8 protein-coding genes are annotated in these 11816 nt (G+C 65.6%); 3 read left to right on the top strand and 5 right to left on the bottom strand.

All coding sequences use genetic code 11. From position 1 onward, the window contains the following. Positions 1-706 precede the first annotated feature (706 nt). Positions 707-1927 carry a cytochrome P450 gene (locus tag QW881_RS13280; RefSeq protein ID WP_315757812.1) on the bottom strand — a complete coding sequence of 407 codons (1221 nt, stop codon included), beginning with the start codon at positions 1925-1927 and terminating at the stop codon, positions 707-709. A 279-nt stretch (positions 1928-2206) separates the two neighbouring features. Here QW881_RS13280 and QW881_RS13275 point away from each other — a divergent pair, with 279 nt between their 5' ends. The 3 genes from QW881_RS13275 to QW881_RS13265 all read left to right on the top strand — a co-directional run bounded on the left by QW881_RS13275 (position 2207) and on the right by QW881_RS13265 (position 7268). Continuing rightward, the gene (locus tag QW881_RS13275) at positions 2207-2893 is read left to right on the top strand and encodes a helix-turn-helix domain-containing protein (RefSeq protein ID WP_315757819.1); all 687 of its coding nucleotides are present in this window, start codon (positions 2207-2209) and stop codon (positions 2891-2893) included. A gap of 1 nt (position 2894) precedes the next feature. Next, a complete protein-coding gene (locus tag QW881_RS13270; RefSeq protein WP_315737192.1) occupies positions 2895-4085 on the top strand; it encodes an efflux RND transporter periplasmic adaptor subunit in 1191 nt (396 codons plus the stop codon). An 84-nt stretch (positions 4086-4169) separates the two neighbouring features. Beyond that, a complete protein-coding gene (locus QW881_RS13265) occupies positions 4170-7268 on the top strand; it encodes a MexW/MexI family multidrug efflux RND transporter permease subunit (protein ID WP_315757811.1) in 3099 nt (1032 codons plus the stop codon). Positions 7269-7434: 166 nt separating this feature from the next. On the opposite strand, the gene QW881_RS13260 is transcribed toward QW881_RS13265, so the two are convergent. The 4 genes from QW881_RS13260 to QW881_RS13245 all read right to left on the bottom strand — a co-directional run bounded on the left by QW881_RS13260 (position 7435) and on the right by QW881_RS13245 (position 11801). Continuing rightward, positions 7435-8265 carry an ABC transporter permease gene (locus QW881_RS13260; RefSeq protein ID WP_315757818.1) on the bottom strand — a complete coding sequence of 277 codons (831 nt, stop codon included), beginning with the start codon at positions 8263-8265 and terminating at the stop codon, positions 7435-7437. Positions 8266-8329: 64 nt separating this feature from the next. Continuing rightward, positions 8330-9271 (bottom strand): ABC transporter permease, encoded by a 942-nt coding sequence (locus QW881_RS13255; protein WP_315757810.1) that lies wholly within the window; start codon positions 9269-9271, stop codon positions 8330-8332. 223 nt (positions 9272-9494) lie between these two features. After that, positions 9495-11006: an ABC transporter substrate-binding protein gene (locus QW881_RS13250; protein ID WP_315757817.1), complete on the bottom strand. Its 1512-nt coding sequence runs from the start codon at positions 11004-11006 to the stop codon at positions 9495-9497. 84 nt (positions 11007-11090) lie between these two features. Continuing rightward, a complete protein-coding gene (locus QW881_RS13245; protein ID WP_315737197.1) occupies positions 11091-11801 on the bottom strand; it encodes a DUF1028 domain-containing protein in 711 nt (236 codons plus the stop codon). Positions 11802-11816: the final 15 nt, after the last annotated feature.

The raw sequence follows: 11816 nt of genomic DNA, 5'->3' as shown, positions 1-11816 counted from the left end.
GGCATAAACTCCCAGCCGCCTATCAGCAGACTCGGTTTAACCGAGGACAACCTCCTGAGGCTCCACAGTTAGCCACCGTCGCCCTCAGGGATCATCATCCCCCAAGAGCTTGGCGCCAGCATCGGGGCGCCAGGACCACGCGATTTCACGTCCGCAACCTGCCGTTCGTCGGCGCGCTTCCGCACGCTGCGGCACGATCGCGGCCACCGCATCCCGCACTCGACGTTCGTGACGACCGCGAAGCGCCCCTCTTGTGAGGCGGGACGGGGCTATACAATCACGATTTCTGGAAAAAAGAAAGAAGAATCTTACGGCTCGACGACCTGGATCGGGTGATGTCCTCGAGCTGGCTTGCAAGACAAACTTTCCCCGCAAGTCGATCGCTCCAGCACTGACAAATGCGGGTGGTCGGACCGCAGAATGTCGTCTCCGTTTCAAACGTTCGCCGCGACCCCGACTTGATGACTTCGTCATTCCGGGGCAGTCGCGCGCAAAATGGCGCAGCCGTTTTGAAGCAGCGCGAGTGAGCCCTGAATCCATAGCCACGAGCCGATGTAGGAGGCGAGGTGCCAACGACGAGCGTGCCTCACGGAATCCTGTGGTTATGGGTTCCGGGCTCGCGCTTTGCGCGCCCCGGAACGACACGAGCGAAATGGCTTGGCCATATCAACACAGATCGTCCTCGCGAGCGTTGCTATTCTTCGGTTCAGTCGCCGACCACACAGGGCACCCTCGCAAACCCCCGAAACCGCACCCGTCCGCCGCGCACCGGGGCGCCGTCGAGCTGATAGTTCGGAAACCGCGCCAGGAACCGCGAGATCGCCACCGCGCCCTCCAGCCGCGCCAGCGCCATTCCGGCGCATTGATGCGCGCCGGTGCCGAAGGCGAGGTGGCGGTTGGCGAGGCGGGTGATGTCGAAGCGTTCGGGATCGTCGAACTGGGCGGGATCGCGGTTGGCAGCGCCGATGCACAGCGTAACGGAGGTGCCGGGCTCGAGCGTGATGTCGCCGAGCGTGACCGGCTCGGTGGTCATGCGGTTGCCGAGCTGGTTCGAGCTCTCATAGCGCAGGATCTCCTCGACGGCGGTGCGGATCAGGCCGGGGGCCTCGATCAGCCTCTCGCGCTCGGCCGGATGCTGGCACAGCAGGACGAGGCCGTTGCCGATCAAATTGGTGGTGGTCTCGTGTCCGGCATTGAGCAGGAAGATGCAATTGTGCAGGAGCTCCTTCTCGCTGAGCCGCTCGCCGTCGGCCTCGCCCTGGATCAGGCGCGTCAGCACGTCGCGCTCCGGATTGCCGGGTGCCGCGCGGCGGCGTGCGACCAGCGTTTCCAGATAGGCGAGGAAATCGCCGACCGCCTGGTTGCCGCGGGCAAGCTGCTCGCGCGTCAGCACCGGCTCCAGCGCGCCGAGGATGGCAAGCGACCAGTCGCGCAAGGGGCCGCGCTCCTCGTGCGGCACGCCGAGCAGATTGCCGATGACCTCGATCGGGATCGCCGCGGCGAAATCCTCGATCAGCTCGAATCTGTCCTTCGCTGCAATCCGGTCCAGGAGCCCATCGACGAGCGCAATCAGAGCGGGCTCCATCTCGGCGATCGCCCGCGGCGACAGCGCGCCCATGATCAGGCGGCGCACCCGCGTGTGCGCCGGGGGATCGTTGAACACGAGGCTCGTCGTGTGATGCTCGTAGAGCAGCGTGTCGCCATATTTCGGCGCGAACTCGCGCTTCTTGTCGGACGAGAACGTCTTCGTGGCCTTGTAGGCGGTGACGAGATCGTCGTAGCGGGTGAGGAAATAGGAGCCGCTGCGGAGGCGCTTGACCGGCGCATGCTGGCGCAGCGCGCGGTAGGTCGGGTAGGGATCGGCGTAGAACTCAGGCGTCAGGCGCTCGAGATCGAACTGGCTGGCGAGCGCTGCGTCGTCGGTCATCGATGGTCCTCCCGTCCGAGTCTCGTTTGTTGCTGCGACCGTCGCACGGCCGGCAGCAGAAGAAAATGTGCCACCCGGCAGCGCCGGGCACCGCGGGCAGGATCGGACCGCCCGCCCTGCCGCAGATCCGCCGCTTTCAGAGGTATAGAATTGCCTTTGGCAACGGTGAAATCCCGCCAGCGATTTCAGGGACTTGGCCGCCAAACCCTGCTGCGCCGCGGCATCTTTCTTGACATAGATCAAGTGAGTATTTACTCACGGCCGATGTCCACTTTGCGCATGACAAGCGATCTCCGCAGGCAGCTGATCCTCGGTGCAGCCAAGCGCTGCTTCGCGCGTCATGGCTATGCCGGCACCACGACCAAGAGCGTGGCTGCCGCAGCGGCGATCTCGGAAGCGCTGCTGTTCAAGCATTTCCCCTCCAAGGCGGCGCTGTATGCGGAGATCCTCACCGAGGAGTGCGAGACCGATCCGGATTTCGAGGTGCTGCTCAGCCAGGAACCTTCGACCGCGACGCTGGTCATGCTGATGGCCGGGATGGTCCGGCATTTCCTCGGCATTGCCGACGGCCCCAATGAGGAAGAAGAGCAGCGGCTGCGGCTGATGGCGTCGAGCCATCTCGATGATGGCGAATTCGCAAGGCTGCTGTATGCGAAGATCGATGATCTGATCGGCGCCAAGTTCGTTGACTCGCTGGTGACAGCCGTTGCCTCCGGTGACGCCGTGCGCTTAGTCGCCGCGCCCCGCGACCTGTTCTGGTTCGCGCATCACACCGTGTTGATGGCGGCACTGACGCGGCTTCCATCCGTTCCATGTGTGCCGTATGGAACTGCGGCGAGCCTGGAGCGCCAGCTCAGCGAATTCATCCTGCGCGGCATCGGACTGACCGACGCCGCCATTGCGTGCTACCTCGATCACGAATTGTCGCAACCTCCGGCCCGGCCGGCGACGGCAGAAAGTGCATGACATGAACATTGCGACCGAACCCAAGCTCTCCGGAAAGCCGGTCGACGACAAGCCGCGCAAGCGCACCCGCCCGGTGCTGTGGTTCATTGTGATCGGCGGCCTGCTCGCGGCGCTGGTCGGCGGCCTCGTGTGGTTCAACATGTTCCGCGACAAGATGATCGCGCAGTTCTTCGCCAACATGAAGCCGCCGCCGATCAGCGTCACCGTCGCGACCGCGAGCCCGGAGACCGTGCCGAACCTGCTGACGGCCGTCGGCGATCTCGCCGCCGTGCACCAGGTCAATGTGACCTCGGACGTCAGCGGCCGCATCACCGACATCATGTTCACCCCGGGCTCCACGGTGAAGCAGGGCGCGCCGCTGGTGCAGCTCTATGACGCGCCGGATCAGGGCGATCTCGCCAACTACAAGGCCCAGGTGACCGTGGCGCAATTGTCGCTCGATCGCGCCAAGCAACTGGCGTCGCGCCAGTTCGGGCCGCAGGCGACCGTCGACCAGGCCCAGGCCGCCTACGACCAGGCCCAGGCCGGCATCGCCAAGACCGAGGCGCTGATCGCGCAGAAGCTGGTGCGCGCGCCGTTCGACGGCGATCTCGGCGTCCGCAAGGTCGAGGTCGGCCAGTATCTCAGCGCCGGCACGCAGATCGTGTCGCTGACCGATCTGTCGGAGCTTTGGGTGAACTTCACCGTGACGGAGAAGGACAGCGGCCAGCTCAAGGTCGGCCAGACCGTCCGCATCGGCGTCGATGCCTATCCGGGCCGGACCTTCGAAGGCAAGATCACCACGATCGAGCCGCAGATCGCGACCGACACCCGCAACATCCGCGTGCAGGCGACGATCGCCAATCCGGAGCGCATCCTGAAGCCGGGCATGTTCGCCACCGCCACCGTGGTGCTGCCGGAGAAGCCGCCGGTGCTGACGGTGCCGGAGACCGCGGTCGACTACACGCTCTATGGCGACTCGGTGTTCGTGATCAACGAGAAGAAGACCGATGACGGCAAGACCGCGCTGACGGCCGACCGGATCTATGTGCAGACCGGAGATCGCATCAATGGCCGCGCGGTGATCCTGAAGGGCCTGAAGGAGGGCGATCGCGTCGTCGCCGTCGGCCAGCTCAAGATCCAGTCCGGCGCTGCCGTCGCGATCTCGACCGATCCGCCGCCGCCGGTGCCGGCGAAGCCGCCGCGCTACTGAGCGAGCCTCTGAGCCAATGCCGGGCCGCCGCCATGAGGCGGCCCGTTCCGACCTCACCCGCCTCCTGCTGACGAGATTGCCGCGATGCGTTTCACCGATATCTTCATCAAGCGCCCGGTGCTGTCGGTCGTCGTCAGCCTGCTCATCCTGCTGCTCGGCCTGCGCGCGGCGTTCGAGCTGCCGATCCGGCAATATCCGAAGCTGTCCAACACGGTCGTCAACGTCACGACCGTCTATCCCGGCGCATCCGCCGACCTCATCCAGGGCTTCATCACCACGCCGCTGGAGCAGGCGGTCGCGTCCGCCGAGGGCGTCGACTACATCACCTCGTCCTCGGTGCAGGGCACCAGCACGATCCAGGTCTTCATCAAGCTCAACTTCGATCCGAACCAGGCGCTCACCGAGGTGCTCGCCAAGGTCAACTCGGTCCGCTACCTCATCCCGAAGGAATCCAACGACCCGATCGTGACCAAGACCACGGGGCAGACGACGTCGGTGATGTATCTCGGCTTCTCCAGCGAGGAGCTGTCGGGATCGGCGATCTCGGACTATCTGACGCGCGTGGTGCAGCCGGTGCTGTCGACGGTCGACGGCGTCGCTGCGGCCAACATTCTCGGCGGCCAGACCTTCGCGATGCGGATCTGGCTGAACCCCGAGAAGATGGCCGGCCGCAACGTGTCGCCGACGGATGTCGCGGCGGCGATCGCGGCCAACAACTTCCAGTCCGCGGCCGGCCAGGCCAAGGGCTACTTCATCGTCTCCAACATCACGACGAATACCGGCCTGACCGACGTCAACCAGTTCAAGCGGATGATCGTCAAGGCCAAGGACGGCGGCTTCGTCCGCATGGAGGACATCGCCACCGTCGAGCTCGCGGCGCAGAGCACCGATGCCAGTGTCGCCTTCAGCGGCGAGCGCGCGATCTTCATCGGCGTCGACGCGACGCCGCAGGGCAACCCGCTCAACATCGTCAAGGGTGTGCGCGCGCTGTTCCCCGACCTCGAGCGCAACCTGCCGCCATCGATGAAGATGAAGGTGGCCTATGATTCCACCAAATTCATCCAGTCCTCGATCGACGAGGTCGAGCATACGCTCGGCGAAGCCGTGCTGATCGTCATCGTCGTGATCTTTTTGTTCCTGGCGTCGCTGCGCTCGGTCATCATCCCCGTGGTGACCATCCCGCTGTCGCTGATCGGCGTCTGCACGATGATGCTGGCGTTCGGCTTCAGCATCAATCTGCTGACGCTGCTGGCGATGGTGCTGGCGATCGGCCTCGTCGTCGACGACGCCATCGTCGTGGTGGAGAACATCCACCGCCATCTGGAGGAGGGCAAGGCGCCGGTGCAGGCTGCATTGCAGGGCGCGCGCGAGATCGTCGGTCCGGTCATCTCGATGACCATCACGCTGGCGGCGGTGTATGCGCCGATCGGCTTCCTCGGCGGTCTGACCGGCTCGCTATTCCGTGAGTTCGCCTTCACGCTCGCCGGCTCCGTCATCGTGTCGGGAGTCATTGCTTTGACGCTGTCGCCGATGATGTGCTCGGTGCTGCTGAAGAGCGCCGATGAGGGCCGCTTCGCGCGCCTCGTCAACCGGGTGTTCGGCGCGATGACGCGCTGGTACGGCCGCCGGCTCGACCGCTCGCTCGACTACCGGCCGGTGACCGCGCTGTTCGCGCTGACGATCCTCGGCCTGGTCGGCTTCCTCTACATGCACACCTCGAAGGAGCTGGCGCCGGAGGAGGATCAGGGCATCGTGTTCTCGATCACCAAGGCGCCGAAATACGCCAACATCGACTACATCAACTTCTACACCGACAAGGTCGACAAGGCGTTCGCGAAGTTCCCCGAGACCGACCTTCGCTTCGTTCTGAACGGCATCCTCGGCCCGCAGGGCGGCTTTGCCGGCATGCTGCTCAAGCCCTGGGACGAGCGCACGCGCTCCTCGATCAAGCTGAAGCCGCTGGTGCAGGCGGAGCTGTCGAAGATCGAGGGCATCAACGCCTTCGCCTTCAACCTGCCGGCGCTGCCGGGCGGCCCCGGCGGTCTGCCGGTGCAGATGGTGATCAGCTCGACCAGCGGCTTCCAGGCGGTCTATGAGCAGATGGCCAAGCTGAAGGACGCCGCGCGCAAGAGCGGAATGTTCATCGTCTCCGACAGCGACCTCGAGTTCAACCAGCCGGTGGTCAAGGTCTGGATCAATCGAAGCAAGGCGAGCGATCTCGGCATCACCATGCAGTCGATCGGCAACACGCTCGCGGTGCTGCTCGGCGGCAACTACATCAACCGCTTCAACCTCGAAGGCCGCTCCTATCAGGTGATCCCGCAGGTGCCGCGCGACAAGCGGCTGTCGCCGGAATCGCTGTCGGGCTACTATGTCGCGACCGCCGCCGGCCAGCAGGTGCCGCTGTCGACGGTGGTCAACATCGAGACCGCGACCGACCCGAACTCGCTGACGCATTTCAACCAGCTCAACTCGGCGACCTTCTCCGCCGTGCCGATGCCGGGCGTCACGGTCGGGCAGGCCGTCGACTTCCTGGAGAAGCAGGCCAAGAACCTGCCGTCCGGCTTCAGCCACGATTATCTCGCCGACGCCCGTCAATACGTCCAGGAAGGCAACCAGCTCGCCATCACCTTCGGCTTCGCGCTGATCATCATCTTCCTGGTGCTGGCGGCGCAGTTCGAGAGCCTGCGCGATCCGTTCGTCATCATGATCAGCGTGCCCATGGCGATCGTCGGTGCCTTGATCCCGCTGTTCTTTGGCCTCGCGACCATGAACATCTACACCCAGGTCGGCCTGCTGACGCTGGTCGGCCTGATCACCAAGCACGGCATCCTGATGGTGGAGTTCGCCAACGAGCTGCAGCTCAACGAGGGGATGGACCGCCGCACCGCCATCGAGACGTCCGCGCGCATCCGCCTGCGGCCGATCCTGATGACGACGGCGGCGATGGTCACCGGCTTGATCCCGCTCTTGACCGCGACCGGTGCCGGCGCCGCCAGCCGCTTCTCGATCGGCCTCGTCGTCGTCGCCGGCATGTCGATCGGCACGCTGTTCACGCTGTTCGTGCTGCCGGCCGTCTACACCGTCATCGCCACCGACCACCAGGCCGCCGCCAAGTCGCAGCGCGCCCGGCAGATCGCCCAGTTCGACGCCGAGCCGGAGCACGCGCTGAAGGCGAGCTGAGCGGTTGCTGTGACACCCTGAGATCAACGGCGGCTGCATTGGCAGCCGCCGTTTTGTTTGGGGCGGTCTCTCGACGCCCCCCGCTGTCGTCCCGGCTCAAGGCCGGGACGACAGCGGAGGATGAAGCGCCGGCGATGGCCTACGGCTTGCTCCTAAGCGAGATGGCTCACTGCTCCTGCTGCGGATCGAGCGCGTCGCGCAGGCCGTCGCCGAGGAGGTTGAGCGACAGCACGACGAGGAAGATCGCAAGCCCCGGCCAGATCGCCATCCATGGCGCGTTGGTGAGGAAGCGCTGGGCGGCGTTGAGCATGCTGCCCCAGGACGGCGCCGGCGGCTGCTGGCCCAACCCCAGGAACGAGAGCGCGGCCTCGGCGATGATGGCGGCGGCGACCGACAGCGTCGCCTGCACCAGCAGCGCCGGCATGATGTTCGGCAGGATGTGCCTGACCGCGATCTGCAGGTCGGTGTCGCCGACGCTGCGCGCGGCTTCGACATATTCCTCGACCTTGACGCTCATCACCTCGCCGCGGGTCAGCCGGACGAAGATCGGTGTTGCCGAGATGCCGATCGCGATCATGGCATTGCCGAGGCTCGGCCCCAGGAACGCTGCCAGTGCGATCGCCAGGATCAGGAACGGGCAGGCCAGCATCGCGTCGGTGATGCGGCTGATCAGGGCATCGATGAAGCCGCCGCGGTAGCCTGCGAGCATGCCGATGGGGACGCCGATCGCCAGCGCGATGGCGACGGAGATCGCTCCGGCCAGCAGCGAGGCCCGCGCGCCGTAGATGACGCGGGCCAGCACGTCGCGGCCGAGATCGTCGGTGCCGAACCAATGCGCCGCCGACGGCGCCTTGCGCACCAGCGCCCAGCTCGTCTTGATGGGATCGGCGGGCGCCACCAGCGGCGCAAGCACGGCGAGCAGGATGAAGACCGTGATCAGGCCGAGCCCGACCATGGCACCCTTGCGCTTGACGAGGCGGCGCAGGGTGCGCTGCATCGGCCGTTCGAGCGGGGCGAGGGCGCGGGCTCCGTGCGGAGCTGACAGCGTCGTCTCGACCATGTCAGCTCCTCAGCCGCGGGTTGACGAGGACATAGGCGAGATCGGCGATCAGGTTCAGCATGATGTAGACGGTGGCGGTGACCAGCACGACACCCTGCACCACCGCGTAGTCGCGATTGAACACGGCATCGACGATCAGCTTGCCGAAGCCGGGGATCGAGAAGATCTGCTCGGTCAGCACCGCGCCGGACAACAGCGTGCCGAGTTCGAGCGCGCCCAGCGTGATGACCGGCGTCAAGGCGTTGCGCAGCGCATGGCCGAGGATGACTTGGCGTTCGGAGATGCCCTTGGCGCGCGCGGTGCGGATGTAGTCGCTGCTCAGAACCTGCAGCATCGCGCTGCGGGTGTGGCGCATCAGGATCGCGGCGATGGCATTGCCGAGCACGAAGGCCGGCATGATGGTGGCGGCGAGGCTGGCCCGCCAGTCCTCGGCGGGCGAGACGTAACCGGAGGCGGGGAGCCAGCCGAGCTGGATCGAGAACAGGAAGATCAGCATGATGCCGAGCCAGAAGTTCGGCGTCGAGATGCCCCACAGCGCAAACAGGTTTGCGGCATAGTCCCAGGCCGTCCCGCGCTTCACGGCGGAAATGATGCCGGCTGGAATGCCGATCAGGAACGCGATCACGATCGCCATCGACGCGAGCTGCAGGGTCACCGGCAGCTTCTGCAGGATGAGATCGCGCACCGGCATCTTGATGCGCAGCGACTCGCCGAAATCGCCCGAGAGCACGCCCTTGATCCAGTAGCCGTACTGAACCGGAAGCGGCTGGTCGAGGCGATACTGCTTGCGGATCTGCTCGATCACCGCGGGATCGCGCTCCTCGCCGGCCATCACCAGCGCGGGATCGCCGGGCAGGAGTTGCTGCAGCGAGAAGATGAGGATCGAGACGAAGATCAGCGTCGGGATAATCTGGGCGAGGCGGCGGGCGAGGAAGGTCAGCATGATGAGGATCCCGCGCGCCAACCAGCATGCTCGCGATCTAGAGCCGGTCGCGCCTCCAGCGTTCCCTCCCCCCTTGTGGGGGAGGGATAGGGAGGGGGGTGCCCCAAGCGGGATCGGAGTGCGTGGCACTCCCCACCCCAGCCCTCCCCCACAAGGGGGGAGGGAGTAGAGGGAGTTCGCCGCGTCGGCTGCGCGTCCCGGCGAACAGAGGCCACCTGACCGCTCATTTCAGCTTCAGCCCGACCACGCGCACCAGGCCGTCCGGCATCTGCTTGTAGCCTTCGAGCTTCTTTGTGTGGGCGATCAGGATACGGCGGTGATAGAGGTAGAGGATCGGCTCATCCTCGATCTCGAGCTTCGTCAGCTTCTCGTAGAGCGCCTTGCGCTGGGCCATGTCGGTCACGAGCCGCGCGTCGCTGAGCGCCTTGTCGGCCTCGGCGTTGGCCCAGACGCTGTAGTTCTGCGGCGCGTTGCCGTGCAGGAACACGTAACTGTTGCCGTCGGGATCGATGCGGCCGCTCCATGACAGCATGAAGGCCTGATAGTCGCCGGCCTCGGCCTGCTTCAGCGAGGTCGCCAACTCGGTGACCCGGATCTTCAGGTCAAAGCCGGCCTCGGCAGCCATCGACTGCACGACCTGGGCGGCGGCCTCGGTCTCGGCGCCCTTCGGCACCATGAAATCGACCGCGACAGGCGGCGTGACGCCGGCCTCCTTCAGCAGCGCCTTTGCCTTCTCGACATCGCGAGCACGGACCGGGAAGGCCTTCTGATAGTAGGGATGCGAGGGATTGACCCACTGGTTACCCGGCATGAACTCGCCGTTGAAGACGACTTGGTTGAGCGCCTCGCGATCGATCGAGAGGTCGAGCGCCTGCCGCACCTTGGCGGACTGGCTGAGCGGACCCTTGGCCTTGTCCTTGCCGATGTTGAGTGTGATGCCCTGATAGCCGAGCTCGATCGCGGTCGACAGCGCGAGCCTGGAATCGGCGCGCACGTCCTTGATGTCGGTGGCGAGCACGCGCTCGATCAGGTCGAGCGCGCCGGATTTCAGGTTCGCCAGCCGCACCGTGGCGTCGACGATCGGCTGGTAGACGATCCTGTCGATGAAGACGTTGTCCTTGTTCCAGTAGTCGGTGAACTTCTCGAATACGATCTTGTCCTGCTGGACACGTTCGACGAACTTGTACGGACCGGCGCACACCGGATGCAGGCCGAACTTGTCGCCGGCCTCTTTCGCGGCCTTCGGCGACACCATCATGCCGGCGCGGTCGGTGAGCTGGGCGATCAGCGGCGAGAATGGCGCCTTCAGGACGAGCTTGATCGTCAAGGGATCGACGACGTCGACATGATCGAGCGACGCCAGCTCGGGCTTGCGGAACGAGCCGGGCAGGGTGAGGTGGCGGTCGAGTGAGAATTTGGCGGCCTCAGCGTCGAACGGCTCGCCGTCGTGGAATTTCACGCCGGGCCGCAGCTTGATGATGACCTCCTTGCCGTCGGCCGAGGTCTCCTGCGACAGCGCGAGCTGCGGCACGATGTTCAGCTTCTCGTCGATGTCGAACAGCTTGTCGCAGGTCGCGGCGAAGACGATGCGGCCGACATAGGTGCGAGCCATGGTCGGATCGAGAACGTCGGGGTCCTCGGCAAGGCCGATGCGCAAGGTGGTCTGCGCCTGCGCGACCGGCCCCCAAGAGGCCACGACAACGGCCGCGACCGCGGCCAAGCACCAGTTCCTCATCATCCGATTTCCCTCACGCGAATGCAGCCTGCGTTGTTGCACTATCAATACCAACCCCGATCACGTGCCATCCTTCCGGCTTGGTCATGTCTGGTTCGCGAGCGCGGCGGCGATGCCGGCATCAATCGTGGCGCGATCCGTGATCCCTGCCGGATTGTCGCGCGTCGGCATGAACTGCCGGAACACGGCCCAATGCTTGCGGCTGACGCTCTCCAATCGTTCGAGCTCTGCCAGCGGATCGGGGTGATCATCGACACGCAGATCGAGCTCGGACCATTCCTCCTTGCCGTGGACCAGAAGGGCGGCCGACTGCTTGCCGCGCTTGTCACCGCCGGCGGCCTCGCCGGCCTTCATGGCCGCGATCAGGCGCAGGGCGAGGGGCAGGGCGCTGTTGGCGAGAAACGCGTTCGCGGTCTCGTTCAGCACCTGCGGGCCGGCCAGCATGTTGCCGGCAATTGAAAAGCCCCGGCCTTCGAGATGGCCGCACCAGTCGATGCAGTCGCGGCCGGTGTGGGCGGCAATCTGGCCGTTGCGATCGAGGATGTGGAGCTGGCGGCTCTCGCGGCCGGGATCGGCAGATGTCAGTAGTTGCACGATCTCGCGCGGATGCCGGCCGTCGCGCAGCAGCGTGACGCCGTCGATGCCGTAATAGGGGTTGACCAGCGCCTGTGTGGCGATGCCGCCGTGGCCGGCGACGATGAAGGGCACGCGCGCGCCGACGGCGAAGAAGCGGGTGGCGACGGCGATGCCGATCTGGCCGGTGAGATCGTCCTTGGCAATGATCGACCAGGTCATCGTCGCGTCGCTCTC

This window comes from Bradyrhizobium sp. SZCCHNS3016 (assembly GCF_032484535.1).
Classification (GTDB): Bacteria; Pseudomonadota; Alphaproteobacteria; order Rhizobiales; family Xanthobacteraceae; genus Bradyrhizobium.
This window is presented reverse-complemented; position numbering and strand designations above follow the sequence as displayed.